28 protein-coding genes are annotated in these 26,768 nt (G+C 63.8%); 7 read left to right on the plus strand and 21 right to left on the minus strand.

The genetic code is table 11. From position 1 onward, the window contains the following. Positions 1-5: 5 nt before the first annotated feature. The 15 genes from ACQP1G_RS37605 to ACQP1G_RS37675 form a co-directional block, all read right to left on the minus strand. Positions 6-1,265 carry a cytochrome P450 gene (locus ACQP1G_RS37605; protein ID WP_433209155.1) on the minus strand — a complete coding sequence of 420 codons (1,260 nt, stop codon included), beginning with the start codon at positions 1,263-1,265 and terminating at the stop codon, positions 6-8. Positions 1,266-1,280: 15 nt separating this feature from the next. After that, positions 1,281-2,120, minus strand: coding sequence for a hypothetical protein (locus ACQP1G_RS37610; RefSeq protein WP_433194427.1), 840 nt, complete (start codon positions 2,118-2,120; stop codon positions 1,281-1,283). A gap of 521 nt (positions 2,121-2,641) precedes the next feature. Beyond that, positions 2,642-2,842, minus strand: coding sequence for a hypothetical protein (locus ACQP1G_RS37615; RefSeq protein ID WP_433194428.1), 201 nt, complete (start codon positions 2,840-2,842; stop codon positions 2,642-2,644). Positions 2,843-3,160: 318 nt separating this feature from the next. Beyond that, positions 3,161-4,057: a phosphotransferase family protein gene (locus tag ACQP1G_RS37620; RefSeq protein ID WP_433194429.1), complete on the minus strand. Its 897-nt coding sequence runs from the start codon at positions 4,055-4,057 to the stop codon at positions 3,161-3,163. Further along, positions 4,054-5,469 carry a helix-turn-helix domain-containing protein gene (locus ACQP1G_RS37625; RefSeq protein ID WP_433194430.1) on the minus strand — a complete coding sequence of 472 codons (1,416 nt, stop codon included), beginning with the start codon at positions 5,467-5,469 and terminating at the stop codon, positions 4,054-4,056. Before ACQP1G_RS37625 ends, ACQP1G_RS37620 begins: the two co-directional genes overlap by 4 nt. A gap of 377 nt (positions 5,470-5,846) precedes the next feature. Continuing rightward, positions 5,847-6,506 (minus strand): hypothetical protein, encoded by a 660-nt coding sequence (locus ACQP1G_RS37630; RefSeq protein WP_433194431.1) that lies wholly within the window; start codon positions 6,504-6,506, stop codon positions 5,847-5,849. Further along, the gene (locus ACQP1G_RS37635; RefSeq protein ID WP_433194432.1) at positions 6,494-7,609 is read right to left on the minus strand and encodes an NAD(P)-dependent oxidoreductase; all 1,116 of its coding nucleotides are present in this window, start codon (positions 7,607-7,609) and stop codon (positions 6,494-6,496) included. Before ACQP1G_RS37635 ends, ACQP1G_RS37630 begins: the two co-directional genes overlap by 13 nt. A gap of 96 nt (positions 7,610-7,705) precedes the next feature. Next, positions 7,706-8,449, minus strand: coding sequence for a TetR/AcrR family transcriptional regulator (locus tag ACQP1G_RS37640; RefSeq protein ID WP_433194433.1), 744 nt, complete (start codon positions 8,447-8,449; stop codon positions 7,706-7,708). An 83-nt stretch (positions 8,450-8,532) separates the two neighbouring features. Beyond that, positions 8,533-8,805: a cold-shock protein gene (locus tag ACQP1G_RS37645; RefSeq protein WP_433194434.1), complete on the minus strand. Its 273-nt coding sequence runs from the start codon at positions 8,803-8,805 to the stop codon at positions 8,533-8,535. 70 nt (positions 8,806-8,875) lie between these two features. Continuing rightward, a complete protein-coding gene (locus tag ACQP1G_RS37650; RefSeq protein ID WP_433194435.1) occupies positions 8,876-9,358 on the minus strand; it encodes a hypothetical protein in 483 nt (160 codons plus the stop codon). Next, complete coding sequence (locus tag ACQP1G_RS37655; protein ID WP_433194436.1) at positions 9,355-9,843, minus strand: hypothetical protein; 489 nt, start codon at positions 9,841-9,843, stop codon at positions 9,355-9,357. The genes ACQP1G_RS37650 and ACQP1G_RS37655 overlap by 4 nt, the downstream gene beginning before the upstream one ends. A 296-nt stretch (positions 9,844-10,139) precedes the next feature. Next, positions 10,140-10,484 (minus strand): hypothetical protein, encoded by a 345-nt coding sequence (locus tag ACQP1G_RS37660; protein WP_433194437.1) that lies wholly within the window; start codon positions 10,482-10,484, stop codon positions 10,140-10,142. Between the two features lie 54 nt (positions 10,485-10,538). Then, positions 10,539-10,931, minus strand: coding sequence for a hypothetical protein (locus ACQP1G_RS37665; RefSeq protein WP_433194438.1), 393 nt, complete (start codon positions 10,929-10,931; stop codon positions 10,539-10,541). Beyond that, positions 10,932-11,501, minus strand: a complete 570-nt coding sequence (locus ACQP1G_RS37670) for a hypothetical protein (RefSeq protein ID WP_433194439.1) — start codon at positions 11,499-11,501, stop codon at positions 10,932-10,934. It abuts the gene before it with no gap. A gap of 140 nt (positions 11,502-11,641) precedes the next feature. Beyond that, a complete protein-coding gene (locus tag ACQP1G_RS37675) occupies positions 11,642-11,965 on the minus strand; it encodes a hypothetical protein (RefSeq protein WP_433194440.1) in 324 nt (107 codons plus the stop codon). A gap of 639 nt (positions 11,966-12,604) precedes the next feature. Here ACQP1G_RS37675 and ACQP1G_RS37680 point away from each other — a divergent pair. From ACQP1G_RS37680 to ACQP1G_RS37690, 3 genes are all read left to right on the plus strand, one after another. Then, positions 12,605-13,480, plus strand: a complete 876-nt coding sequence (locus ACQP1G_RS37680) for a Scr1 family TA system antitoxin-like transcriptional regulator (protein WP_433194441.1) — start codon at positions 12,605-12,607, stop codon at positions 13,478-13,480. Between the two features lie 10 nt (positions 13,481-13,490). Continuing rightward, positions 13,491-13,877, plus strand: a complete 387-nt coding sequence (locus ACQP1G_RS37685; protein WP_433194442.1) for a DUF397 domain-containing protein — start codon at positions 13,491-13,493, stop codon at positions 13,875-13,877. A gap of 509 nt (positions 13,878-14,386) precedes the next feature. Beyond that, complete coding sequence (locus tag ACQP1G_RS37690) at positions 14,387-15,694, plus strand: helix-turn-helix domain-containing protein (RefSeq protein WP_433194443.1); 1,308 nt, start codon at positions 14,387-14,389, stop codon at positions 15,692-15,694. 25 nt (positions 15,695-15,719) lie between these two features. Here ACQP1G_RS37690 and ACQP1G_RS37695 read toward each other — a convergent pair whose 3' ends face one another. The 6 genes from ACQP1G_RS37695 to ACQP1G_RS37720 form a co-directional block, all read right to left on the minus strand. Next, positions 15,720-16,487 carry a hypothetical protein gene (locus ACQP1G_RS37695; protein ID WP_433194444.1) on the minus strand — a complete coding sequence of 256 codons (768 nt, stop codon included), beginning with the start codon at positions 16,485-16,487 and terminating at the stop codon, positions 15,720-15,722. Beyond that, positions 16,484-17,602: a hypothetical protein gene (locus ACQP1G_RS37700; protein WP_433194445.1), complete on the minus strand. Its 1,119-nt coding sequence runs from the start codon at positions 17,600-17,602 to the stop codon at positions 16,484-16,486. Before ACQP1G_RS37700 ends, ACQP1G_RS37695 begins: the two co-directional genes overlap by 4 nt. Then, complete coding sequence (locus ACQP1G_RS37705) at positions 17,599-19,308, minus strand: pyridoxal phosphate-dependent decarboxylase family protein (protein ID WP_433194446.1); 1,710 nt, start codon at positions 19,306-19,308, stop codon at positions 17,599-17,601. The genes ACQP1G_RS37700 and ACQP1G_RS37705 overlap by 4 nt, the downstream gene beginning before the upstream one ends. 363 nt (positions 19,309-19,671) lie before the next feature. Then, positions 19,672-20,274, minus strand: coding sequence for an HAD family hydrolase (locus ACQP1G_RS37710; RefSeq protein ID WP_433194447.1), 603 nt, complete (start codon positions 20,272-20,274; stop codon positions 19,672-19,674). 89 nt (positions 20,275-20,363) lie between these two features. Then, entirely contained in the window at positions 20,364-21,638 is a 1,275-nt protein-coding gene (gene tyrS / locus ACQP1G_RS37715) for a tyrosine--tRNA ligase (RefSeq protein WP_433194448.1), read from the minus strand. Between the two features lie 752 nt (positions 21,639-22,390). Beyond that, positions 22,391-22,666 (minus strand): type II toxin-antitoxin system ParD family antitoxin, encoded by a 276-nt coding sequence (locus tag ACQP1G_RS37720; RefSeq protein ID WP_433194449.1) that lies wholly within the window; start codon positions 22,664-22,666, stop codon positions 22,391-22,393. A 743-nt stretch (positions 22,667-23,409) separates the two neighbouring features. Here ACQP1G_RS37720 and ACQP1G_RS37725 point away from each other — a divergent pair. From ACQP1G_RS37725 to ACQP1G_RS37740, 4 genes are all read left to right on the plus strand, one after another. After that, positions 23,410-23,790: a hypothetical protein gene (locus ACQP1G_RS37725; protein WP_433194450.1), complete on the plus strand. Its 381-nt coding sequence runs from the start codon at positions 23,410-23,412 to the stop codon at positions 23,788-23,790. A 430-nt stretch (positions 23,791-24,220) separates the two neighbouring features. Then, positions 24,221-24,739: a GrpB family protein gene (locus ACQP1G_RS37730; RefSeq protein WP_433194451.1), complete on the plus strand. Its 519-nt coding sequence runs from the start codon at positions 24,221-24,223 to the stop codon at positions 24,737-24,739. A gap of 10 nt (positions 24,740-24,749) precedes the next feature. Then, positions 24,750-25,265, plus strand: a complete 516-nt coding sequence (locus ACQP1G_RS37735) for an NUDIX domain-containing protein (protein WP_433194452.1) — start codon at positions 24,750-24,752, stop codon at positions 25,263-25,265. 489 nt (positions 25,266-25,754) lie between these two features. Next, positions 25,755-26,573 carry an inositol monophosphatase family protein gene (locus ACQP1G_RS37740; protein WP_433194453.1) on the plus strand — a complete coding sequence of 273 codons (819 nt, stop codon included), beginning with the start codon at positions 25,755-25,757 and terminating at the stop codon, positions 26,571-26,573. The last annotated feature ends 195 nt before the right edge of the window (positions 26,574-26,768 follow it).

The raw sequence follows: 26,768 nt of genomic DNA on the forward strand, positions 1-26,768 counted from the left end.
TGTCCTTAGATGTGCAGTGGCGGAGCTGGATTGAACACGACCGGGAATGCGTCCAGTGCGCGATGGAACGGTCCGGGACGCCACACGAGTTGCTTTTTCGGGCGGGCCGGTACCAGGTCGGGTAGCGCGTCGAGCAGTCGTTCGATGGCGGTGTGGGCGATCATGCGTGCCAGAACTCGCGCCGATCGGTGACACGCGTGTGGGCCGGCGCCCCAGGACAGATGCCATTCGGCCTCGAAGAACTGGCCTGTGTTGACGGTGGGATCGTTGTTGCAGGCGGCCATGCTGATCACGACAGGCTGATTTGCCGGGAGCCAGATGCCGTCGACCTTGATGGGTTGCGGCGGGTAACTGAGGCAGAGGTTGGTTATCGGCGGGTCTTTCACCAAGATCTCGGTGAGCGCGTCCGCGATCGGGGTGCCGTACGACTCGCGGCTAGTGAGGAACCGGTCCTCGGTCACCATGAGTAGCACCGTGTTGGCGATCAGATTCACCATCGGCTCGATCCCCGCAGCGTAGAGGGTGACCAGCTGGTTGATGAGTTCCTCGTCGGACAACCCGGAGTCATGGGCGAGCAGCCGCGTGGTGATGTCGTCACCAGGATTGGCCCGCTTGTCCGCGATATGACCGCCCAGCGATTGGACAAGTACCTGGTTGACTTTGTCGGTGTCGGTGGTGGAGTCGAACATCCTCCCCAGCGCCCAGGCGACATCGTTTCCGGTGTCATCGGTGCAGCCCAGCATCGTGTTCATCACCGAGAAGGCCAGTGGCCGCACGTAGTCGACGATGACATCGGCTTCTCCGGCGCGACAGAACTTATTGATCAACGGAATGGTGGTGGCAATCACCTGATCGCGCAGGCGGTGCGGCTCGACGCCGTCGAGTCCAGCGGTGTTGGCACCGCGATAGAGAGCATGCGCGAGGCCCGCGCTACGCAACGCGTTGGGCCGCCACTCCAACATCGGCTTAACCGGACTGTCGGCGGGAATGGTGTCCTGCCAGGCGCGGGGGTCGGCGGGAAAGTGCTCGGGATCGGTGAGAATCCTCACCGCAGTGTAGTACTTGATCACCAGTGTCGCGGGCACGTCTGGTGCGAGTTCGACCGGGACCAGCGACCCGTACTTCTTGTTCCGCATGTCCTGGTAGGCGGCGTGCGGGTCGTTCGCGAACTCGGGTGTGTGCAGCAGGATTCGGGGACCGACCTGTTCGATCGGTGTCGAAGCTGCCCGCGCAGGAGCAGCAGCAGCCGCAGGGAAGTTCTGCATCACGGCAGGGGTCTCCTATGGAAGCTCGAGCTGAGGGGAGGGGCGGAACCTGACCGGTAGCGCGACCACGGCGCTGAGGAAGGGGTTCGCCACCCGCTCTAGGCTCTCGACGGGCACAGCCAGCTCGATATCGGGCAACGCGTCCCAAAGCTGAGCGAGGGCCTCGCGCGCGATCAGCGTCGCCAACTCGTCTGCCGGGCACTTTTGGGCTCCCGCACCGAAAGACAGGTGCGCGCGGTTGCCGCGGATCTCCGTGCGTGTCACATTCATCGCAGCGGGATCGCTGTTGCACGCCGCCACGCCGACCAGTACCGGTTCGTGCTCGTGCACCGTGCCGCTGTCGAGGATCTGCATCTGCCGTGGGAAGCGCGCGAACGCGATCGCCAGCGGCGGATCGCTGTAGAGCACTTCCTCGATCGCTTCCTGCGGCGACAGTGCGCCACCAACAGCGTCGCCGCCGAACGGCTCATCGGTCATCGCCCGCAGCACAGCATTGGCGATCAGGTTCCACGTCGGCTCGGTGAACCGGTACAGCATCGCCAACTGGTGAATGACCTCATCGACCGACAGCCCGGACCGATGCTTCAGCAGCCACGACGTCACATCCATACCTGGAGCGGCCCGCTTTACCGCGACGGTGTCGCTCATCGCCTCCTCAAGCATGCGGTTGCCCTGCGTCACCGACGCCGGATCGGTGGCTCGCAGCGTCATGATCGCGTTCACTGCGTGCCGCCCCGCCTCCGGCGATAGACCCAGCACCTCATGAACCACTTCGACAACCAGCGGTCGCGCGAACTGGCCCAGCAGATCCGCCGAATCCCCTCCACAGAAGCCGTTGATCAGCGTCACCGCCACACGTTCGACTGTGTCCCCTAGAGCGAATTGGTCGATGCTGGCGAGGGTTTCGCTGATGGCGAGCCGGTACCTCGAGCGTGTCGCTCCCGAGCTGTGCAGGGCGTCCGGCCGTGGGCCCAAGATCGGCAGGGCAGGGCAGTCGGGAGGCACCTGCTGCGCCCAGGCCGTCGGATCGGTCGGATACCGCTCCTCGTGGGTGAGGATCTCCAGTGCATCGCGATATTCGGTGACCAGGGTGGCTGGTACCCCGATGTCCACCGGGACCAGAGACCCGAAACGTTGCCGCATTTCCCGGTACGCACGATGGGGGTCCGCCCTGAATTCTGGCCCGAATAGCGACACCGGCAAGCCCGAAGAGCACACCGGCGGTGGCGGAAAAGCTGGTTGCCCAGTGGTCACTGATGTTCGGCCTTTCACTGTGGGGCACGGACTTTGGCACGAGGCGTACATGCGGTCCCGGCACATCTCTGGGTGCAGGCGCCCCTGACAGCGACTGCACGCCGATGGGTCGTGAGGACCAGCTAGTCGTCCCAGTCGTCTTGGGCGTTTACCCCGCCGCTGTACGCGGCGGCGGCGAGGTACTGGCGGCACTGCGGACCGTGCCCGGAGTGGGTGGCGCGGATGAAACGGGCTTCATTGATCGACCCGAACCGAATGTCGCCGGGGGCTGCGCAGTTGGCGTGTCCGACGATCCACAGCTCTTTGTCCACGACCGTGGTCATGCGCGCCTCCCAGGTAGCCCGACAGCATCCGGACACCGCGCCTCGTCGTCCGCCACGTCCCGGACGGCGGGTGGTTCACGACGTTGTGACCGAAGCGAATCCGGTGCCGGATGCCTGTATCAGGCTCGCGCGCACGAGGGGGGCATCCAATCCCTGGCAGGGATATCCCTGCCAGGGATCGCATTTCAGAAACTTCGAATATCTCGCCTGGCCAGGTGCCGAAAAACCTTGTGCGAAAACACCATTGGACGGAGAGGAAATTTCCGTACTTTGATCATGGGGCCGGATACTCGTCTGCACCCGATCACGGTGGCGGGCTCAGTGCACTGGGTGCCAGAGCACGGATCGGTCGCCGCTGCGTAGGGATTGGACGCGGTGGTGGAGTTCGTTCGCGGCGGCTGGTTTGTCCGGTGCTAGACGGATATAGGAGCCGATCGAGTGCAGTTCGACGATGTCGCGCAGCAGGACCCAGCCCGGCCAGGTGAGCATGTCGTAGCCGTAGGCGGCGGCGAATTGCTGCCGATGGCAGTCGGGTTCGTGGAAATGGTCGGGAACCGTACCGATCAGGTCCAGCTCCCGGGGGCCGATACTGGTTCCGTCCCAGTCGATCAACACCCAACCGGCCTGGTCGCGGACCGCGTTACCAGAATGTGCGTCGGCGTGGATCAGCCCGATTCCCAACGGCCACTGCGTGTCTGCGAACTCAGCGACCAGTTCCTCGGCCCGGCTCCGCAGCCACACGCGGTCAGCGTTAGACAGCGCTGGTCGTGTCCGGCGCTCGTCGATGTCGAGTGCCTCACCCAGGCGCACTAGCGGCCGGTATTCCGGTATCGGGGCGGACTGCGGCGGATCACCGACCGCGTGCAGTCGCCGCACCAGCGCGCCGAGAGCGGCCGGATCGGCGGATCCCTGCGTAGGCCGGTACGGCCAGAAAGTGGCCACCGCCCCACCGGCGACGACCAGTTGTGGCCCCGGCAGCGGCGTCAGCGCGATCGGATCGTCTGCATTCGACAGCCATCGAGTCACCGCGACGGCCGCGGCAGCGCGTCGACGCCGCAGCTCGGTAGCGGGCGCCAACCGCACTACGACAGAACCGACCAGCCACACCGCGTTCGATCGGTGATGCAGCATCACCGCATCCTCGACGCCGGAAACACCGAATTCCGCGCACACCGCTTCCAGAGCGTCGTGGCCCGGCAGACCGCTGTCGATCACTTCGCCTCGAGGGTGTCGGTGATGTGAGATCGCATATCGGTGACCAGGGAGTCGCGGTCGTATTGGGCCGCGATCCGATTCAAATCGCCCAGCCGGGTGTAGCAGCGTCGCGAGGTCAAGCCACCGATCTGTTCGATCGCGGTGTCACAGTAGGCAGCGGCGCCGTCGTGGTCACCGGCCTGCAGGCACGCCCCAGCCAGGGTCGGCAGAGCAACGGCCTTGCTGCGGGCGTGCGCAAGGGCGTGGCCTTCCACGGCGGCGCTGAGCAGTTGCACCGCTTGCGGGGCGTGATCGCGATCATGGGTGGAGAGTAGGTAATACGAATGCCCGTGCTGGGCGGAGATTTCGGCGGGAGTGATGAACGCCGCCCACGGGGCAAGGCTGCTTCGATCCACCTTCGCGTAGAGGTCTTGGGATTGCTGGATCAACCGGTGCACCGCGGCGGCGTCACCACGGGCCGCCCAGCACCACGCCGTCACCGACGCGATATACGCTTCGGTGACCGTAGAGACCGGATGGCGGCGGCTACTCGCGGTCGCGGCCGCGGTCTGCGCGCACCGCAATGCGTCGTCGAGCATCTGCTGCTGGTGGTCACTTTCCGCACGAGTCGGGGCCGTCCACAACGGCCGCCACAGATGCAGCGCTTGGTGTGCCAAATCCAGCAGGATCGCCACCGACAAATCGGTACTACGTGGGTGATCGGCGCCCTGACCTGCGGCCCACAGAGCATACGACCACAGCCGGCGCGCGGCATCATGATCTTCCACGTCGTAAGCCAGCCAGCCGGTCACCCACGCCAGCTCCGCCGTAGCCACCCACAACCAGGGTCGCAATACCGCGCTGCACTCGACGTGCTCATAGGAGCGAACCTCATGCAGCTGCGCCAGGGCAGCATCACGATACAAGCCGCTGCCACGGGCCAGCCCTTGGCGGCGAAAGAAGTCGGCGACTTCCTCGATCGCTTCGATGTCGTTGGCGCCGATCAGTGTGCGCGGTGAGGATTTCACTCGCGCGGGAAGCGCGCTGCCGAGCCGATCGAGTTCCGGGTGCAGATTCGAGCCCAGCGCGGTGGCCGTCGCCAGAGAGAGGAAGTCACGTCGGTACACCCAACTCACCTCCTCATCGACAAGGCTACCCGGCTCGCTCCAGAACCCCATCGTGCTCGCAGGGATCCCCAGCGCCATGGAGATCCGGGCACCGAGAGAAAGCCCAGTGACCTTGTGGCCCTTGTTCTCGATCTCCGAGACCCGGCCCTGGCTCAACCCCACCAGCTGCGCCAACTGGCCCTGGCTCAACCCGGTTTCTGTCCTTACCGCGCCGAAAACACTCCCGAAATCCTGTTGCGCCAATGCCTTACGCATAGATGGCGAGTCGAAGAATCCCGGTGGGATCAACCGCTTGAACCCCGCCACCGATGCACACTTCGCACACAAATCGCCCACGTGCCCCGCAGTAAGCGATCCGCTACACGAGCGACAACATCTTTTGTTCATCCTCAGCTCTCCCCCATCAGCATGGGCCGCTACGCGGCTTTCCGGATTCTGCTGGCGTCCACCAGATGTCGCGATCAGCGAGTGACTTGCACACGGCTCGCGCACCGGGCCCGACCGGTGGACCAGCCGCGGTTCGGTGCTTGCACTCTTGGGCATGCGCCACTCGGCAACCGACCCTCACCAGCTCGGCGGAAGTTCCGTCACTGTGATGCCGCGGGACTATGTCCTCGGCTGTGTCGTTTCCTGCCTCGACGATGTGCCGATCCCCCGTGATTGCGGCTCTCATGCACACCGCCTCACGCATCGAGGCGTCGAATGGATTCGGTCACCAGCGGATCCAGATCGAGCATGTTCCAACTGCACCAACCCATCTCGCGCCCGGCCAGGACCGCCGATGCCAGAGCCGTGGTGATCGGGAACCGTTGGGTATGGCGATCAGGATCCAGATACCAGCTGTGCACCCACAATTGCCGACAGGTCTGGACAAGATCGACATGAGAAACGGTGAGATCGTAAGCGGTGTCGACCATGATGCGTTCGAGGTCACCGCAGGCGTTGACGTTCTCGCGCTCGGGCCACATCTGGATCCAGCTATCGATGCTGGACAGAGCCTCCGGGTCGGTGATGTCGTGACTGAGTTTCGCCAGGCCGGAAAGCATGTCGTGGCCGGTGATGACCTCAGCGTGCAGGTCGATCTCGAATAGGCGGTCGTCGATGACCCCCCCGAAGACCTCGGGGGTGTAAGCGGAGGAGTCCAGCAACTCGTAGTCGAAGACGAAGCCACGCCCGTCGTTGAGGTCGAGCGGGTGATCGGCGTCGAAGCGCACATACACCAAACCGATGCCGATATCGGTCACCGCCATCGAGGCCACCATCCGGCGGCTGCCCCTCCTCGCTCCCGGATCACCGAACGGTTTGCCGGGCCGCAACATATTCGATTTCGTCATCTCGACCATGGATGTACTCCCGCAGCCCCGATCCTGTTGATCAGCTCATCTGCCGCAGGACCTCCAGCGGGTTCACCCGATGTGTCCTCGACAGTGACGGCCGGGACACAATCCCATCGCAGTGGTGGACCTCCACGCAGGACACGGTCGATGTTGGCGGTCAGGATGTCGGCCACGGCGAGGTTCGCCTCCCGCGTGCAGGCGGCGATGCCTGGTGTGTGAATGACGTTGCCACGACCCAGGATCGGATCACCGGCCGCGACGGGCACCGACTCGTAGACATCAGTCGCCCAGAAAAGTTCATCGGCCAGCACACGGGCGCGCAACGCCACAAGGTCGATCCCGCCGCCGCGCACCGTCACCACCAGCGTTCTGCTGGCCAACCGCGCGACCATCTCGCCAGTCAACGGAGGTGTGCTCGAATTTCCCGCGACGACAACGATATCGGCGACCGAGGCAACCTCATCGAGCTGAATGCGCCGCGCCCCCACCTCCTGGAAATCTGTCTCCTCGACGCCCGGGTCCACCGCCCACACCCGTGCCCCCATCCCCACACACAAGCCGATCACCGCGCGACCCACCAGGTCCATCCCGATCACAGCGACCTGCTTGCCGCACACCGTGCCGTTAACGAAGCTCGGGTGGTCGGTGAACTGCCAGCTCGGGCGCGGCCACGGCCCGGCGGCGGCAATGATGTTGTGCCAGGTACAGATCTGACGCAGGGCGTTGATCATCAGCCCGATCGCCATTTCCGCCTGTGACCGGGCGCGACCGCGTGATCCATCCACGAACACGATGCCCCGCTCCGCGAGTCGGTCGGCGACGGCGAGCTTGCCGCCGCCGGTCACCCCCGCCACCACTTCCAGCTTGGTCAGTGCCGCGATGTCCTCGGCGTCGGGCTCGACATCGATCACGACCAACGCGGGCACTGCCCCGATCCCGTACAGATCCCGGATCCGCTGGCCCGCACCGAGACTGGCGAACACGACAGTCAGGTCGTGGTTGACCAGCCCGGCCCGCAACCGGGCCCGCAGATACGGCCAATTCGCTCGCAAATGCCCATCGTCGACGACCAGCACATCCGGCACGTCCACCGAAACTCCCACGTCCATCGGGTGTGTTCTCCCCTTCATCAAGTGTCGAATCCTGATGCTCTGGCAACCGCTCTCGCCCCCGACCGGATCCGGAGGGCGGTCAACCACACCCCGTCACGTGTGGACCCGGCGATCGCACGGCCCGTCGCTGGCGGCGAACTCGGTCACGGTGTCGCAGCCGACTGCGGTGGCCGGTGCGGTGTCCGCACTCGTCGAGGCCTGTGGGTCGGCGGGAGCAAGAACGTGGTCCACCAGCAGACGCAGACCCGCCGAGGTGGTGGCCTCGTCGAAGTCGATGGCGGCGTGCCCGATCACGATCGACAGCAGCATCGTGGCGGCGGTTGCCGGGGAGACGTCGGGCTCCATACCGGTTTCGTGGAAAGCATTGGCGATGAAAGTCGTTGCAGTGCTGTGGATATTGCACAACCGTCTTTGCGTGTCGCGATATTCACCGGCTGCGTCGAGGGCGTGTTCGAGGCGTATCCAGCCGGGATGTGTGATCGCGATGTGCATCCAGGTCGTAACGGTGGTCAGGACGTGATCGTGGTCGCGGACCTGATACCGGTGCACGCGAGCGTGGGCACGGCGATATACCTGTTCGAGCACGGCGACCGCGAGTGCGTCCTTGGTCCGGAAGTGACCTAACACCGCCCCGTAGGTGTATCCAGTGCGTTCGCCGATCGCCTCGATCGACGTCGCTGGGTAGCCATCGGTGAGGAACAAGACGGTGGCGGCATCGAGAACACGCTGCCGGGTCCGCTGCTGGCTTTGCTTGCGAGACAAGCGAAGTCCGGTCACATGCGGCAGCGGCGCGGGACCAATCGCGCTCTCGGGAGTGTGTGTGGTGGGGTCGGTCATCTCCGTGGTGTCTCCTGGTGCGGGCAGGGTTGGAGGCTTGGATCCGTGGTCATCGGGTCGGGCTCGTACCCGGCCGGAGCTGGTCAGTCTCGGTCCCGGATGGGTTGGTAGCGCGCGGCCCTGGGCCTTGCATGCCGGTTGCTCGGCACGGGGCGAACGTTGATCGCTTCGGGTCCTTTGGGGCCCGCAACGATGTCGTAGGTGACCCACACTCCGTCAGCGAGGAGAGAGGAGTCGGGGTTCGCCAGCCCGGAGCAATGCACGAACATGTCCACCTCGCCGGGGCGCACGATGAATCCGAACCCGCGTTTCCTGTCGAACCATTTGATGGCTCCCTCGGCCATGACCTTCTCCAACTCCTTGGTGGTAAGTGACTGTTCGGGGCGCGCCCGCAAGCCTGGGCGGTGCGGTATCGCGTGGTGTGGTTCAGCGGCGGCTGTGCCCGGATTCCCACCACGTCACGCAAAGGCCCGACAACGCGCGGTAGATCTGCGACCAGTAGGTGCCAGATCGGTAATGCAGGGCCAGGACAACCTGCTCCCGGACACACAGCCGGACATCGGTGTAAAGGAACCGCACGGTCGGCCGTGGGAGGCGGGGATCCGGGAACGGGTCGTTGAACCAATACCCGTCGAGTGCCTCGGTCAAGGTCTCACCGAGGTAGCAGCCGAACCGCGTGAGCAGCGAATCGTCGGGATCGGCGGTTTCCAGAGCGGTGAAGCGGGCGAGCAGAGCCTGCTCGGCGACACGGATGCCGGTCTCGGAGTAGCGGTCCGACGGCAACTGCGGCACGTCATGGGTGACGAACCGGTCCAAGGCGTCGGTCTTGTACGCGAGCCATTCCACCCAGAACGGGGCCAGTTGGTCACTCAGCGACCGCCGCGACATGCTCGGGTCGACGGCGCTCACTGCGAACCCACCTCAGTTGAAGCGGTGTGGACCGCCTCGACCACCGCGGCGAACGGCGGCCGGGCAGCGCCGTCGGGCACGTGCATCCAGCACCGCTTATCGTTACCCGGGGTCGGCAGCACAATCAGCGCACCCGAGACCAACGGCACCGCACCACATTTGAACAAATCAGCCGTCAGCTGAGCGGTGTTGTCCATCGGTGTCGGGCCCTCGGCCAAAAACACCCACAGACGATGCCCGACCGAGAACACCGGCACCGTCCCGGAGCCGAACAAGGCTCTGACCCGCGCGCCGAGACTGCTTGGTGTTATCACCGCCGACACCGACCCAGCGACCATCGTGATCGCATCAGTGCGCGGATCACGGAAAGTGTTGAACCCGAACTGATCCCGATACACCCGCCGACGCTCGTCGATCATCGCGCGTTCGGCGGCCGGGGCTTCGGCATTGGTGGTCTCAGGGGTGAAAACCGTTGCTGTGGTCACTGAATTGTCCTTTCGAATTCAACCGGGGCATTCACCAGTCACGCAGTCCGCGCGGCATCACGTCGTGGTGTGAGTGCGGCAGGTGGATGGCGACTCGACGAGCTGGTCGGGGGTATTCCCAGCCCCCCGCCGCACGGCAGTGCGGGAGTGCCGGTCGCACATCGTCGTCGACGGTGACCAAGTACGCGGTCGCGCCCAGTTCAGCAGCGACACTAATGATTTGGTCGGCACTGCCAGGGAGGTCCTATGCGAGCGGACCGCGATGTGGATGTGCCGGATGGGCTGGAGTGGATTCATCAGCACAGCCCCGAGCTGGCGATGAACTCACCCGGTCGCCCCGAAGCGTGGACGCGGGGCCAATAGCCAGGCGGCGACAGAGTCCACACCTCGCAGTCGCGGCGCACCGCGTCGAGCCAACCGGTCAGGTGCAGCACACTCGGCACGATCACCACACCGATTCCGGACGCCGCGAAACTAGCGAGCAGCACACTCAGGTCCGCCGAATACATCACCGACACCGCACGCAGATCAAGCCGCGCGAAGCGGGCAACCTCGCGGATGGCCTGCACATCGGCCGCGGCCTGCGGCCCGGACCGGTCCAAGCTCACAATCCCATAGGCCCGCACGCGCCGCCCGGTCATGACAAGTCCCCGAGGTTCGACCAGCTGTGGTTAGAGCTGGCGTATGCGGTGTCCTCAGTCATCACGCCCGCCCTTCCCGGTGGCGGGGAGTGCCCGGTGACCGAGGGTGTCGTTGAGGGTGTGGGTGGTCAGGACGCGGATCCGGCGTGTGCTGGTGGTGATGATGGTGTGTTGGCCGTCGGGGAGGTGGGTGTCGTCGGGGACGATCACCGCGACCACGGCTGGGTTGGCTGCGGCGGCGCGGGTGAGTGCGGCGACGGTTTCACCGTGGGTGTGGTGGTCGAGATAGGTTCCGCCCCAGGTGTATCCGTACTCGGCGGCGCGGGCACGCATCGGCGCACCGACATCGATCGCTGTCTTTCCGGCCGAGATGGAGGCGGTGTCGATGTAGCCGAGCAGGACCGGCGCTGACTCGGGGGTGGGTTTGCGTCTGGAGCGCAACATCATTCATTCACTCCCTGGGGGTGCGTCGGCGCGGGTGTTTGCGGTGCCGAGGGTGATGGGGTGATCCGGTCCGCGTTGGCGGGGTCGAGTTCGACGGGGGCTATCCACAGGTGGCGTGATCGCTACCGGATCGTGGACTGGGGTATGTGCGTTGGGCTCCTCGACAGAAGCCTCGTCGGCGGCCGGTGCGCGCCAGGGTGCCCGCGCGGCGAGGGCCGACACGTCGTCGTCGTAGTGGTCGATCCATTGGGCCAGCCGCGTCCAAATCTGGTGATAATCCAACAGATCCACGTAGCAGTCGGGATGCGATTGATTCGCTTGCGCCGGACGGCGGATGCTGCGGCCAAGCCGGTTGGCTTGTGCCGACAGGCGCGTGATTCGGCCGATCCGATCGGCTACACCTCTCAGGTCCTTCTCCGGCAGATCAGGCAGATTGCGCATCAACACTTCAGCAACCCTGTCGAGCAGGGCACTGTAGTTGCGATCGAACTGTCCGGCCGGCCGGGTTCCGAGCTCGGCACGGAACCCCAGATCCCATGCGTGAAGTTCCGCCAGCGCATGCGACAGCCGCACGATTACTCCCGCTGCGGGCCCGCCCTTAGCCTCGACCGACAGGCCCCAAGCAGCCCGCGTCAACTCCGACTTCGTCGGCAGCACCATCTCGACAGCCGCAGTCGCGGCGACTCGTTCACCCCGCACCAGTTCCACCGTCGTCATCGCTGCCCCCAGTCATCAGGGACAGTCCAGAACCACATCTCCGCCCGCGTGAATCGCAGTTGCAGAGCAAATGGAATGTCACGCAGGTGCGCTCGCGATGGGGTCACGGCGTGATAGCTGTCGGTGCGCAGCATCTCGTCAAACAAACGTCTCGCAGCAGATTCGGGCGCCTCAGCGTCATCGGAATCCGCATCTCCCGAGGCATGGATGATGGTGCCCAGAGCGAACGACTGCCCCTTGATGAATTTTTCGACACGATCACGCCACCCAGGCTCCGCCAGGTCATCTCGGACATAGACATGCATCACTGCTGTAGCCACCGCGGCAACCTCCGTTTCTTCACCAGACACTCCCCCGCAACTGGCGCTGTCGGCAGCTGCGGAAGTCGAATGGCAGAGCGAGTAGAAATGCGGCCTCACGCATCGACACCGCGACGGGCCCGAGCCAGGAACCCACCCCCATCGGGGCATCAGGGTGGTTTCCATGGACCTCAGAATCGGTGCGCGACCGCGTGTCCGGAACTGTCGCTTGATCGCGTTGCGCTGACGTTTCGCTGACGTTCGACGCCCGGCTCCAACTGCGATCGCCATCACACGGCCCGACTCTCCCGCTGATCACCGCGCCGGACCGACCACCTGCCCTCACTGAGGTACTCGATAGCCAGTTCGGGTCCAGTGGCTGCACCGCATGCAGGCGTCTCTGCAAGGCCATCCGGATCGCCAGGCTCAATCAGGCTTGACGTGGAAGAACCGTCGGAAATGAGCTGCATGACCATCACCCCTGGTTGCTTTGGTCGCTGACCTTCATCAAGTGATGAGCGACACAGCTGAGATTAGAGCTACAACACTATGCCGTCAAGCTGTTCAAGACCTAGTTATAGCCGTGAGCATGACAGCTGTCATTCCGAATGGATGTTAGGGTGTTGACTGCTTGATACGACTCGGGAGGAGACTGCTGCGATGGCACCTCAATCACCTGCTGTTGCGCGGTGGGAACTCTCCTATCGGACGCGCAAGCGGCGTGACGAGCTGGGCATCACCGGACCGCAGATCGCGAAAGAGCTGAAGTTCGCCGCGACCTACTGGCCGAAAGTTGAGCGTGACCAGCGAATCCTCTCCGAGGAGAAGCTGACTCAACTTCTTCAGTTCCTCGGGTTCACCGAAGAGGATCAGCTCGACCTGATCGAGGTACGCCGGTTGGCCGGCGAGCGTGGATGGTGGTCGGAGTACGAAGGACTGTTCAGCGAGCAACAGCTACGCCTGTTCGGCATGGAGTACGGAGCCGAGGAGATCAGCACCGTCGAGAGCCTGCTCATTCCCGGTCTGCTTCAGACCGAAGAGTATGCGCGCACGCTGATTACAGGCGACACCGCGTTCATTCGCCAGATCGAGGTTCAGCAGCGTATCGACGCCCGGATGGAGCGGCAGAAGCGCCTCACTGGTGATGACCCGCTCCGCCTGAACGTCGTCGTAAGCGAGGCCTCGCTGCGACAGCAAACCGGAGGCCCAGAGGTCCTGCTGAACCAGCTGCATCACCTGATCACCGTCATCGAAGCCCATTGGGAAACCATCAACTTCCGCGTCCTGCCCTTCACCAGCTACACAGGCGCGATCCGTGGCTGCTCGACCTTCCACATTCTCGATTTCCCTCGGCCGCGGCTGCCTACCCTCGCATGGAGCGAGGTGCCCACACACGACGAACTCGTCGAGGACCAGCAGCGGGTCCGCAACTTGACCATCGTCTTCGGGCATCTCCAGCAGGAATCACTCAGCCGCGAAGACTCTCTCCACCTCCTCAACGAACTCGTAGATAGGGACAGAACAGCAGGTGAGTAACATCATCGACATGGACGTCAGCACCACCTCACGCCTCAACTGGGTAAAAGCGACCTTGTCCAGTTCATCCTCGAGCTGTGTCGAAGTTGCCCATGCGGGCCGGGTAGTCCTGGTCCGTGACAGCAAATTCCTGCGCGACCCGAGCAACCGAGACCGGGCAGCCGACCAGCCGACTATTAGTATCCCCGCAAACCGCTGGCGTCACTTCCTGAACGTTGTCTTGGACGGCGGCGAGGCCGGTGGTGAGGATCTTCCAACAATCGATTACGCCGCCAACGGCAACGTATCCTTGCGCCTCGCCGCATATGCGCTCACGTACACACCTACTGAATGGCATGCATTTCGCGACGGGATCCAGAAGGGCGAATTCGATCAGCTCGAAGCCACAGCAGCGTGACGTGTAGGTTCTCACGGCGGGCTTCGTAATCTCGCGGCCGACTTCGTCTCAACTTCGCGTCCGACTGCGAAGTTGGGGCTTGGCAAGTCATAAGCACTCGCTCGGCCCAGGTAAACCGGGTCCGGCTCAAGGATATGGGGTACCTGGCGAAATCCGCCGTGAAAGCGTTGCGAGACAACAGGAACGGGCAGGTCGCGGCCTCGGTGCATGAAGTCCGCCCTGAGGCCTCACATGGGATTAATGTGTGTCGGGTGGTCGGAGGGCTGAAGGCCCTCCTCCTGTCCGTTGCCAGTAGCCCGTCCTTTTTGTCAGTGAATTTTGCTGGTACTCTCACGCTTTCTGCCACTCCGTTGTTACTCGTGCTGCCCTGGTCGTTTCGAGCCGGACAGGGTAACCGCGCGGGCAGCGCCGCCTCGTCGCGACACACTGCCCGCCTCTGTCTCCTGCACCCGAGTCGAGTCGACCGCTGGTTGCCCGGGGCGGGACGTAACTTCAGATCACCACCACCAGTGAACCCATGGAACCGCTACGCTGTTTTCCATATCCACGAGCAGAAACTGAAAACACGGGGGCGACGGCCAGTGACCTCGGAGACGGCACGATTGCTCGGGATGAACGCTGAACGAACCGGACAACTGCTCGGGCAACTACGGCAGAGGCGTGGTTACAGCCTGCGGGAACTCGCCGCGGTCCTCTACTGCAGCCACTCCTGGCTGGCCAATATCGAGACTGGCCGGAGATGGCCCAAAGACCGCGGATGGGTCGAACAAGCTGATCTCGCACTGAACGCCAACGGCACGCTCGTGGCAGCATGGGACACCGACCAACGCGAAAATGCCCGGCTCGCCGACACGATGCGGATCCTGGACGCCACACGCCGGGACTCCGAAGCGTTGTTGACAAGCCCGGACGGAGTGCAACTCGACCAGATCCACGACGGCGTCATTCATGTGGCTACGAACGCTCGGTTCGAGCCCTACGAGAAGACATTGAAACGCGCCGTTGATATCCGGGCAGAGTTGATGCGCCGCTTGAAAGAAGGAGCGCATCGGCCCGACGACATCCGTGACCTGTACGTCGCCCTCGGACGAGTTTGTGGAGTACTCGCGTATCTGACACTGGATCTCGGTCAGGCCGACACCGCACGTATCCACGCCCAAGCCGCATTTCAGCTCGGCGACCGGGCTGATCACGATCAACTGCGGGCATGGGCAAAGGGCACACAAGCCCTCGCGTTCAGGTTCACGAAGGACTTCGAACAGGCCCGAGACGCCGCGATCGACGGGCTGAACTACACCAACGCGTCAACCGGGACTGCTGAGCCTCGCCTACTGTGCGGCCTCGCTGCGTCGGTCGCGAACCTCGGCGATTCCCAAACGGCACTCGAATTGCTCGAACAGGCAGACCGCGCACGGGACAAGTGCGGTGCCGACGAAGTACCTGGCCTGTTCAGCTTCAGCCCAGCGAAGCAGATTTATTACCACGGTTTTTCCCTCATGTGGGCTGACGAGCCAAAGATCCTCCGAAAGTCGGTTACCGCGTCCACCGAGGCCATCGCGGCGTGGCAGGTGCAGCACTCTCCTGGCGACGAAATGTTGACCCAGATTTATCTGGCGTCGGCCAGCGCCCGGCTCGGCGACCTCGACAGCAGCCTGGCCGCTGTCGCTCCTGTTCTGGAGAAACCGATCTCGGCTCACTTCTCCTGGGTCCGCAAGCGTCTGAATCAGCTTGAGAGTCTGTTGGCCAAGCACTTCCCGGACTCGCGCGTTGCCAAGGACATGCGGCAGACACTGAGCGCGTACGTGCATGCCGCATGAATCGCACTGCCGCACCGGCTTTCAGCTAACCAGCGGTGCTGGGGCCCGTTTCGATCTGGAGTCCCAGCGCGCGCAGTCGTCGCGCGGCATGCGCCACAACTGCGGGCGTCCCCGACAGCACGGGTGTGCGACCCGTGCGTTCCACCTCGCACACCAGTGCCACCGCCGTGTGCAAGCTGAGCTGTGGCAGGCCTTCCCATAGCGCGGACACGGCCGAATCGATCGAATGCACGTGGTCGGCGATCAGCCATACCGCGGCGGGAGCGTTCGAAGGCGGTGCTGCGAGCGAGGGCCAGCCGAACTCGTGGGCCTGCTTCCAGATCGCCGAGACCACATGAAAGATTTCATCCTGACCAAGAGACACCACGCGCGAGGATGCCGGCGGATAGACCGGTCCCGACCGGGGTGGCCGACTGCGCCCTTCAAGGACTGCGGCGTGGTCTTCGTTCTCCCGCGGGTCCGACGGCGCGTGAACCACATTGGCAAAGGCGCCTCGCCCGTACTCGCGCCGCAACTGCTGCTTGAGCCCGATAACGTCTTCCAGCGCTGTTTCGCCGTGCACGGTGACGAGTCTTGAGGTTTGCCCGACGAGGTAGAGCTTGAGGAATGCCGATGCGATGGGGTACAACTCGGACCGGTTGTCGGCCCAGAGCGCGGAAACTTGCTGCGATGTGATGACAACGTCCTGTTCGGCAACGACGTGTAGGTTCGGGGCCAGCTCGCGTGCACGCTGGGCAACCGTCCCGCAGGTAAGAGCGTCCGGCTTGAGCAGGTAAAACGCGGTCGATGTCACGCGCGTCCCACAGCCTGGGTCGCGGTTCCGCCTACCGGCTCGATTCCACCGCCCGACTCGGGGGTCCGCTCGACGTTGTAGTCGAGGGACCGGATCGGCTCGGTTTGTTCGCGCCATCGCCTGTTGAGCCAGGTGTGCCGGTAGTAGTCGTCGAAGGAACTCCCGGTGTATTCCGCCGACCCGATGACGGGTATGGGGCCGAGATCGACAAGGATCCAGCGTTGGATTCCCTTGTCCCAGATGAAGTTACCCGGGTGCAGGTCAAGCACCAGCCCGGTGTTTGTCATGGTCTCCTGAAGCCTGTCGTATATCTTGCCGAGGTCGGCGCGCTGACTGGGTGAAAGTTCCTGTTCGCTACGGAGGACAGCCTCTCCGTCCGGGCCCTCGACATAGTCGCGGCTCAATGACGCCGTTCCAGCATCAAAGCTGGCCCCGCCGGGGATCCTGTCACCGAGCCCCGCGCGCGCGAGCCGACCGAAGTTCTCATATTCCTCGGGGAGCAGCACGGCACGTGCCGCATAGTTCCGGGGCAACTTCGTAACACGATCGCCGGATGATCGAACGACATCGGCGATCGCGCCGGACGCCAGCACAGGGCCAGCTGCGCAGGTCGTGGCGTGTGTCTCCGCGAGGCGGTACAGGCCCATCACCGCGAGTTCACCGAGCCGTCGCCCCAACTCCAGCGGGGAACTCGCCTCGACCTGCCAGTCGTTGAACGCATACGTCAGCAGAGGCGGCAGACCCAGGTTGTGTAGCGCTACTGCGAGGCTCAATTGGGGCTTGGCCGATAAGGGCAGGGTCGATACGACTGCGCCGAGATCGGCCAGAAGTGTTGGTGAGTCGCGCCGCAACTCCATGATCGGAGTGCTTTCGCCGCTGAGATCGGTCGCCAAGACGACGACTTGGGTGAGGGTGAGCCTGCCGTCGGTGAGTTTGTGCAGCGCACGCTCCCAGCGCTCTGCCCACACCGGGTTGTCAGCGCCGATGCTGCGCCGGTAATTCTTTACGACCGCCGTGAGTATCCGGCTGCGGTCACTGTCCCGGAATGTGGAGTAGCAGCGCAGGAGCGACTCGAGACGTGCGTCGTCCAGACTGACGCTCTTGAGGCTATTCACGTCAGCGTGCCCGGTCGGAAGATCATCGGCCGGGCTTCGTGCGGCCCATCGGCGAAGGGGGCGTCGGGGGCTCTCGCGTCGAACTCCTCGAGTAGGCCGCCCAATTGCCTGGCAAACCCGACTGCTGTTTTCTCGTCGTAGAACGGTGACATGGGGTAGGACTTGTGGACGCCGATGCGTGCGCCGCCGACCAGCTTGTGGTAGCCCGAGGAGTAGTCACAGATGATCGGGCAGCGTCCTTGGCTCTGTTGTTCGAAGAGGTAGCGGTAGAACTTGTAGTTGAACGTTGCCAGCGCCTCCAGGCTCGACCGGTCCCAGCTCTGGTCGAACACCGATGGTGTGTCCGAATTCGGCTTGGCGATGAACAGGACGGCGAAACCTTGGCTGTCGGTGGCACTGAGCACCTCGAAGCGTTGGAGGGAAACCAACTCTTCCCCGAAGCGTTGCGATGCCACGATCAGCCCGCCGATCAGTTGTTGGTAGCCCTCGACGCCGAGCAATTTGAGGTTGACGTACGCCTCGACGGGGCCGGTCAAAGATCGGCTCAGCTCGAATGTGTATTGGAACGGGGAGTGATGGCCGAAGCGAAGATCCTCGTAGGGCAGCCCTTTGCGGCCTCCGCCGCCGATCGGATGGTCGGCATGGGTGATCCCGCCCTGCTGGTAGATCTCAGTGCGGTCGGCGGCCATGAAGAGGCTGGCAGAGTACGACGCGAAACCGGTCTTGTGGAAATCCACGCCGAACGAGTCGGCCAACCGAATCTCGGTGATACGGGCAGCCTGTCGACGGATCTTGTCCAGTACCCGCGCCGGGAATCCCCACGGGTTGGCCTCGGCGTTATAGTCGCGGAAGAAGAGCCACACCCAGCCCACCACAGAGTCCACGTGGACACAGGGGACGTAGTCGAGCCCGAGGTCTTCGACCACAGCGTCTCGAAGGGCCACGATTTCGCCGATCGGATCGACAACCATCTGAATTGTCGTGCCGCCGTTGGCGAAGATGGTGGCCACCTGTTTCCCGGACCGCACCGTCGCGCGCAACGCCTCGTCGAGGGCACCGAGGTCCATCGACCCGTCCGGTAGCGTGGGCACCCGCAAGCAGCTGGTTTCGCCGATGCCCAGCCACCCGCACACCTCCTCGTGGCACGGATGCCCCTGTGTGGACGACAGCACCCGGATCGGGGTAGGGATACCTTCCCGGCGAGCATTCGGCACAGCGCGCTGGATACCATGTTTGACCGCATGAACATTGGTGCTCTTGCCCCCGAAAGTGAAGACACCGCCAGACTTTTCGAGGTCGAGCCCGGCCAGCTGCGACACCATCTTGACCACCGCGAGCTCGGCGCCCAGCAGCAATCCGCTGGACATATCCTGAGCGCCATTGGCGTTAAGCAATGACGTATACGCTGCCGCCGCCACCGACGCATACGTCGGCGGCGGTGTCACGTTGATCATCGTGCCCGGATGGTTCCACCGAACCATCCCCTGAAAGTAAGGGGCCAAACTCTCCAAGACCGCTGTGGGTGTGCTCGATGGTCCCGGAAGCGACTCCCGTTCGAGGATCTCTCCAAAGGACTCATCACCCAGCCGCCGTATGCGGGGCTCCTCTGGATCGATGAAGCCGCTGACGAGATCGTGCAGAGTGCGCAGGTTCCGCTGCAGCTCAGTCAGATCGTCACTATCCGGGTCCTGAAAGAATTCGCGCATCGTCGGCCCCTCCATCACTACTAGCCTGCTCAGCGGCATCAGCCGGAAACTTCAAAGTTAGCGACGTCCGACGCTGAGCGAGAACCCCTCGGCTGTTTCCGAATCGCGGTCGTCCGATCCGGATACATTGCTACGGACACGGTTTCGGCTTCGGGCATGGGTCTCGGTCCATATGGTTCCGATAACGTTGGGATCGAGCTCGGACACCGAGCACCGGAATGCGCAGGGCCACTGAGTCATTCAGCTCCCGCTGTGACTGCTATCGAGCCGGTATCGCCAGCGCGCAGACATCATCGCGGGAGAGTATGCAGTGTGTGCACGTCAGGACGGGTCGCCTAGCAGATCGGAAAAGGCAGGCCCGCTTCATATTCCGGCACTGAGGGACGCTAACGCGTCCATCAGGGTGATGTACGTCGGGTACTGCCGGGGTCTCCGCGTCTGTCCCACCAACACGCAGCGGCACCCGTACTCGGCCGCCGGTGCCAGGTCCAGCCGAGGGTTGTCCCCGATCACGAAGATATTGGCCGCCTCACCTTGGCTAGCAACCAGTTTCGCGTACACACGATCCTTGACGACGTCTGCGCTGTCGAAGACCGAGTGAAGATCATCGACCAGCTCGGTGATCCCGAGAGCAGCCAGCACCCTCCGCGCGTGAGTCGCCGGGGCCAGCGTCACGACAACCCGGGGGACCTGGACTCGAACCAGGGCAGCCCGAAGCCGGAGGTCGGGCCGGAGGATCTCGGTGTAGGGCAGGTCAGCGTAAACCGTTCGGGCCCAGTCGAATCGAGACAGGCCAAGGTGATCGAGCGCATCCAGGACAGACGGGCGCTCCACTTCCAGAGCAGTCAATTCCCGCGTATCCAACCCTGCCCGTTCCAGGAAGAACGCCGCAGTCCGAGTGTCGATTATTTCGGTCAGGACACTGTCCTGCGGGTACACAGTGCCGTCAAGGTCGAGGACCAACATGCCGATCTCACCCCCATAAGCGCACCCTCACGGCTGGTCGCGGCTGGAGCGCGCCCGGCAGACCAGTCGCACCCCAGCCGGTTTGACGCTCAGACGGCCTCGACGACGGCCAGCGAACGCCGACCGCGGCGCAGAAGTATCCACCGGCCGTGCAGCAGATCAGCGACGTCGACGGTCGCATCCTCGCTACTGACCTTTGTGTTGTTCACGTACGCCCCGCCCTCGGCGATCGTGCGCCGACCGGCCGATCTGCTTGCCACCAGACCGGTCGTGGCGAGCAACTCGGCGATGTCGTGCTCGCCACGTAGAACAGCCGCTGACGGTAGTTCCTGGACAGCCTCCCGCAGCGTCGATGCGTCGAGGGCGGCGAGATCGCCGCGGCCGAACAGCGCCTGGCTGGCCTCTCGGACCCGGACCATCGCCTCCTTGCCGTGAACGAGCGAGGTGACATCCTCAGCCAGAGCGCGCTGCGCTACCCGCTCCGCAGGGCGTTCGCGGGTGACCGCATCGAGGGCATCTATTTCCTCCCGTTCCCGGAAGGTGAAGATCTTCAGGTAGTCGGTGACCTTCGCGTCTTCGGCGTTGAGCCAGAACTGGTAGAAGGCATACGGCGAGGTCATCTCTGGGTCGAGCCAGATAGCGCCGCCCTCCGTCTTACCGAACTTCGTACCGTCGGCCTTCGTGATGAGCGGTGTGGCCAGGGCATGCAGACTGACCCCCTCGACACGGTGGGTCAGGTCCGCGCCTGCGGTCAAGTTGCCCCATTGGTCGGACCCACCGGTCTGCAGTGTGCAGCCGTATCGCCGGTAGAGCTCGTAGAAATCCATGCCCTGAAGGAGTTGGTAGCTGAACTCGGTGAAGCTGATACCAACCTCGCTGTTGAGCCGCGCCGACACCGCCTCCTTGGACAGCATTCGGCTCAGCCGGAAGTGCTTGCCGACATCGCGGAGGAAATCGATCGCCGACATCGGCGCCGACCAGTCGAGGTTGTTGACTACCCGTGCAGCATTCTCGCCCTCGAAGGACAGGAACCGTTCAACCTGTGACCGGATCCGCTCCAGCCAGTCGGCCACAGTGGCAGGGTCGTTGAGTACCCGCTCACCTGACATCCGCGGGTCCCCAATGAGTCCTGTCGCTCCGCCGACAAGCGCCAGCGGCTTGTGGCCGAAGTCCTGAAGCCGTCGCATCGTGAGAAGCTGGACGAGGTTTCCCATGTGCAGGCTCGGCGCAGTCGGATCGAACCCGCAGTAATACGTCACCGGGCCCGCCGACAACGCGGCGCGTAGGTCCTGCTCATCGGTGGACAATGCGATCAGCCCTCGCCAAGAAAGCTCGTCGAAAACGTTGCCCAGGCTCTGCGTCACGACTGGCGCGTCCTTCCTCGTCCAGGGCCGCAAACGCGACCCGCACCTCAAAGCATCTCAAACCACGCCAGCGTACTGTGACACCTGGCCACATGTACTTGACTGGGCCTCACAGCATCCCGGCACCGCGCACGATCCAGCCGCGACAGCATCGCGAGGAGTTCCCACACACACACTGAACGGTCGCCGGGCGCGCCGCCCTCACGACCGAGCCATCCAGCCATCGAGTTGCCGGACCGCGGACCCGGATCGGTGGTCAACGGCTCGATGTCGTGTGCGAGCGCCCGAATCTGGCGTGGTCGCCGAAGCAGACCGTTCGCATGAATCTGCCCGATCTGGCGGTGTGCCCGAATGAGTTGTGCGGATCTGCACCCTCCCAGCTACGAACAACTCGCCGCCGTCATCGCTGCGATCGATGACTTTCTCACTGGGGAGGGGTGAAGCGCGGACCGTTCGGATTTGAACCGATCAGTGAAGATGAGCCGCTGCATATGCGGGCGTCGTGGGCGCGCGATCCGCTCACCAACCGGCATGACCTCGATCTTCCCGACGTCGATGGCGTCGTCGGATCCGTTGACAACGCTTCGGTATGGGGCTCGGTACTGATCCGCATCGACGTGGACAAACGAGCTATCGAACTGACCTTCCGCGACACCGAGCCGGAAACCCTTGCCGCGATCATGGCCGCCCACGTGCAAGCCGCCGACGCCCGCTATCGCTGGGACCACCCAACACGCCAGTGTCGATGCCGCTCATTGCTCGCTGGTCTGGTCCCGCTTGCGGGCGAGGAAGGCGTCGAAATCGACCGGTGTCGGATCGCCGCTGTTCTCTCCGCCGATCAGGGCCTCGCGCAGCAACTGTTCAGCGTTCTCCTGCGGCAGCGGTGGCGGTGGCGGTGGCGGTGGCGGTGGCTCCATCGGAGCGGTGTCCGGATCCGGCCGGAAGTCGTCGATGCTGAAGTCGGGCCCATAGGCTGCGACTAGCTTCTCGTGGAGGGCATCTGCCGCGCTATCCCTCGAATGATTCATCGGCTCGTCCTCCCGCCGGATCGGGGTGATGAGACCGATTCTTCCAGACCACGCGGGACCGTCAACTGCAGGCCAAGCGGTACAACATCAATCGTGGCGTCCAGGCGACAGGGAGATGCAACAGCTCGTCGGCGGGCTGATGACCTGGCACCAATTCGATATCGCCGCCCTGGTCGCAACGGCTGCTCGCAGCGGCATCCGACTGGTCGACAACCGAGCGCCGGCCTAGTGGAACTCTGGGACGGGGTCCCGCTCCGTCGGAATAGGGAGTCGGCATCTGTCGCGAAACCCGTGGAGACACAAGGGGTTTTGTCAAGTTCCGACTCCTCTCGTCGATCGCACCTTTCCCGCGCACGCGGGGCCGCGCCCCCTGCCATCGAGTCAGACGACATCTGAGCGATGTCGGGGTCGTTGATCACATCGGCGCGGTACCGTGCATGAGTGATGTCACCGAGGCGATGGACAGGCGGCAACCGTTTCCAGGGCATCGCGGCCCGGCTGGGTGTGCGGGGCCGCATCGTCGCGGGAACGCTGACGAGGCGGATCCGCGATTGGACGAAGTCCACATCCACGGAGCGGGCGCAGTGGCGGTGCTCGTAGACGCCGACAATGTGTAGCCGACGAAAATCGGTGCGGTGCTCGCAGCGACCGTCCCGAACACGGGCAGGTAACGCGATCGCCACGTACATCACGTCAGCAAACAAATCGCGGGACTACAACTCCACTGAAACCGCTTAGGAGAAATGTTGCAGGATATCGACCGTGGGCGTGTCTTTCGTGCGGCTTGGATCGCTGGTGTCGTCAAGCACTACCCAGGGGAACCGAAGCCTGGCTACATCGCGTCCTGGGAAGAGATGCCCGTATGGGAGCAGGCAGCCGCGATCGCAGTGTACGACCAGGTCGCTGAGTTCATTACCGTCACCGACGGTAATGCCACCAAACTTTCGCCCGAGCAGAAGGGGCGCTGGGTCGCCCTGTGCTGGATCGGGCAGATCCATAAGCACTTTCCCGAACCGAAACCGTCCTACATCGCCGACTGGGAAGACATGCCGGACTGGCAGCGCAAAGTTGATTCACACATCTTCGAAGCCATCGAAGCGTCGATCGCCGCAATTACTCAGTAGGTCATTCCGCCAGACTCGAATGAGACCAACCAGCGGGTTTTGTGGGGTCGGGTAGGGCGAGATCAGGGATATCGAGCAGGTGACGTTGAGTTCGGCTGATCTGCCCGCCGAGCATGGGCGTTGCTGCGGCGGGAGGTCCTGTATCACTCCCATGTTATCGCCTGGACCACATGGGATGCGGGTGCGTTGATTGCGTTGGTAGCCAAGCAAACCGGGCCGAGCAAGCATGCTGGCTCGCCGGGTGAGGTAACTGCTCCAATCCGGTTACACCGACGAACTGGGCGTGGCCGAAGGCCAAACCATCGATTGGTGGCGAGGTCGCCCGGGCGTGCCGTATGCTACTGGTTCAGGTCAATATGATTGTGTCGCAGCGTAATTCGCTGAGGGCAAACTGTCGTGCCGAGCACCTGCGTGCGAGAAACGGCTTCACGTGTTCGTTTATGAGCACATCGGTTCGACCGCAGTGCCTGGCTTGGCCGCCAAACCTATCGTGGATCTACAGGTGTGTATGCCCGCCCTGTTACCACTGGATGAGCTCGCAGTGCTGCTGGCGCACACGGGTTTCGTGCCCGCGTCGGGCGCGCGGCCCGACTCGCCGGGTGTGTACCGCGACATCCCGCGCCCAGGCGACGAAGATCACGCCGAAGTGCACGGAAAACGGTTGTTCCATTCACCGGAGCAGTCGGCCATCCTGCACATTCGTCGGCGGGATTCTCCATTCGCCGCTTTCGTTGTTCTCGTCCGGGATTGGCTGCGTGCACATCCGGACCAGGCGCGGCGCTACGCCGAACTCAAGTATGAGCTTGCCGTTCAACATGCGGCAGATCCCGACTACGACGACTACACCCGCTCCAAGTCATTGTTCTTCGACGAAGTCGAGCCGCGAATGCGGCAGTGGGCAACCGGCCAGGTCACCAGCAACCCGAACGACGGTGGATGTAGCGGTTAGGGTGTCGCAGGTGACGACGTCGCACGACGGTCCCGCCGTGACCGGGACACAGCCGGTCGAGCAGTACGTAGCCGGACTGCCGCGCAAACGCATGGCCGCCGGGGTGCTGTTTCGGGACAGCTCGGACCGGGTGCTCGTGGTCGAGCCGTCCTACAAGCAGTACTGGGAAATGCCGGGCGGTTCGGTCGAGGCGGATGAGGCGCCCTGGGCGGCAACTGAGCGCGAACTGCTCGAAGAACTGGGGTGGAACTACAGGCTCGGCAGGCTTCTGGTGGTGGATTATGTCCGTCCCCAGGACTCGCGGCCCGAGGGGGTGATCTTCGTCTTCGACGGCGGCGTGCTCACGGAAGGAGATCTTGCCCGGATGACACTGAATGCCAACGAGATTCGTTCAGCGGGCTTCTACACCCTCCAGGAGCTTGCGGGCAAGATGAAACCGATACTCATCGATCGTTTCACTGCCGCGCTGAATGCCGTGCGCGAAGGCGGGATCGTCCTGTGCGAGCAGAGGCGGCCTATCGCCTGACCGATACTCCGCCCCGCTCGCATAGTGTTGATGCCGACGCAGGCACTGACCGCAGGACACGCCGCGGGCTCGTCGTTATGTCCGGGTGGGCGGTGCACGGCTTGTCGACGGCACGGTAGAGGCGGTCGTGGGATGCCATCGGCCTACAGCAATCCTGCGAGGTCCCGGCAGAGCTTGGCCATCTGGCGATCCGTGCAGAACCCCGTCGCGCCCAACTGCAACACCAGATCGGTGACGGCCCGATTGGCGACGTCGATGCCGCAAGCTTCGTAATGGCACTTGCGATCCACCTGTAGCCCGATTCCGACGAACGTTTCGGGGCTGCTGTCGGTGTGTCGACAGTCGGTGGGCCGATATCGTTGACCCTCATCATTTCCGAGGCCGTTCGGCGCGAGTAGCGCCCGTCATGTCGACGCTCCCATCGGTCACGGCGACAGTACTGCCGCAGGTCGCGGGCAGGTTATTGCTGTCTAGAATTTCATCCTTGTGGTGGCGCCCGATGACCTGACGCTTGTCCATCAGCTCGCCGACGCGGCCGATCACATCTCCATGCGATATTTCTCATCGGGGCGCCTGTCCGCTGAGACCAAGGCCGACGGCAGCCCGGTCACGGCCGCCGACCGCGCGGTGGAGCAAGCCATCCGCCGTCGGCTCGTCGATGTCCGTCCGCACGACTGCGTTGTCGGTGAGGAGTTCGGCCAGCAGGGGGACAGCGCTCGCCGATGGGTGGTCGATCCTATCGACGGCACAGACAACTTCGCTGCTGGAAAGCCGCAATGGAGCACGTTGATCGGCATCGAGGACAACGGCGAGGTACTGACCGGGATCATCTCGGCGCCAGCTCTGCGGCGCCGTTGGTGGGCGACGCGAGATGCAGGTGCCTGGACCAGTGCCTGCGTAGCCGGGCAACTCGGCCCCCGCGAACGGCTCGCGGTAACGACAACCCGGACGCTCAGCGATGCCACCGCCGCGATTTGGCCCGTCAGGTCCACAATGCCTGCTCAACGTCTTGCCATGGGCGCTGCGTTTCTCGCCCGATGCGCCGCTGGCGGCCCGCTGACCGGCTGGGCTGACACCTGCCAGGGCGCCATGCTCGTCGCTGCCGGGCGAACTGACGTCTTCCTTCATCTGGCCGCTGGTCCCTGGGACATCGCTGCCGCTGTCCCGATCGTCGAGGAAGCGGGAGGCCGATTCAGCGACTTGCAGGGCAAGCGCCGAATCGGGTCGGGTGCCGCGGTATTCACCAACGGTCACCTGCACGAGACGGTACTCGACTTGCTGAAACACACAGCACATACGCAGCCGTAGGTTTCCGGCCGCACGGTCGGCGCTTTCCAGCTCGCGCGTCCGGCACCGGCGTCTCCTGGTAGCCCTTGGAGCGCAAGGGATCCCGGACAGCCTGAATGAACAGCAGGCGGCGGAGGGCCATTTCGCGCACCTACTTGTGGTGGTGAAGAAACCGGCCATGCTGCCAGCGGTCGGTGTTGGTGAGAACGGTCATGG

Origin of the sequence: Nocardia sp. CA-107356 (assembly GCF_050946365.1) — a bacterium.
Classification (GTDB): Bacteria; Actinomycetota; Actinomycetes; order Mycobacteriales; family Mycobacteriaceae; genus Nocardia.

What these genes read in the sequence shown, in the direction of transcription:
- ACQP1G_RS37605 (WP_433209155.1), bottom strand. Translation starts at nt 1,265, where the DNA reads ATGCAGAACTTCCCTGCGGCTGCTGCTGCTCCTGCGCGGGCAGCTTCG.
- ACQP1G_RS37615 (WP_433194428.1), bottom strand. Translation starts at nt 2,842, where the DNA reads ATGACCACGGTCGTGGACAAAGAGCTGTGGATCGTCGGACACGCCAAC.
- ACQP1G_RS37630 (WP_433194431.1), bottom strand. Translation starts at nt 6,506, where the DNA reads ATGGTCGAGATGACGAAATCGAATATGTTGCGGCCCGGCAAACCGTTC.
- ACQP1G_RS37635 (WP_433194432.1), bottom strand. Translation starts at nt 7,609, where the DNA reads ATGGACGTGGGAGTTTCGGTGGACGTGCCGGATGTGCTGGTCGTCGAC.
- ACQP1G_RS37640 (WP_433194433.1), bottom strand. Translation starts at nt 8,449, where the DNA reads ATGACCGACCCCACCACACACACTCCCGAGAGCGCGATTGGTCCCGCG.
- ACQP1G_RS37660 (WP_433194437.1), bottom strand. Translation starts at nt 10,484, where the DNA reads ATGACCGGGCGGCGCGTGCGGGCCTATGGGATTGTGAGCTTGGACCGG.
- ACQP1G_RS37665 (WP_433194438.1), bottom strand. Translation starts at nt 10,931, where the DNA reads ATGATGTTGCGCTCCAGACGCAAACCCACCCCCGAGTCAGCGCCGGTC.
- ACQP1G_RS37680 (WP_433194441.1), top strand. Translation starts at nt 12,605, where the DNA reads ATGGCACCTCAATCACCTGCTGTTGCGCGGTGGGAACTCTCCTATCGG.
- ACQP1G_RS37685 (WP_433194442.1), top strand. Translation starts at nt 13,491, where the DNA reads ATGGACGTCAGCACCACCTCACGCCTCAACTGGGTAAAAGCGACCTTG.
- ACQP1G_RS37705 (WP_433194446.1), bottom strand. Translation starts at nt 19,308, where the DNA reads ATGCGCGAATTCTTTCAGGACCCGGATAGTGACGATCTGACTGAGCTG.
- ACQP1G_RS37710 (WP_433194447.1), bottom strand. Translation starts at nt 20,274, where the DNA reads ATGTTGGTCCTCGACCTTGACGGCACTGTGTACCCGCAGGACAGTGTC.
- ACQP1G_RS37720 (WP_433194449.1), bottom strand. Translation starts at nt 22,666, where the DNA reads ATGAATCATTCGAGGGATAGCGCGGCAGATGCCCTCCACGAGAAGCTA.
- ACQP1G_RS37725 (WP_433194450.1), top strand. Translation starts at nt 23,410, where the DNA reads ATGTTGCAGGATATCGACCGTGGGCGTGTCTTTCGTGCGGCTTGGATC.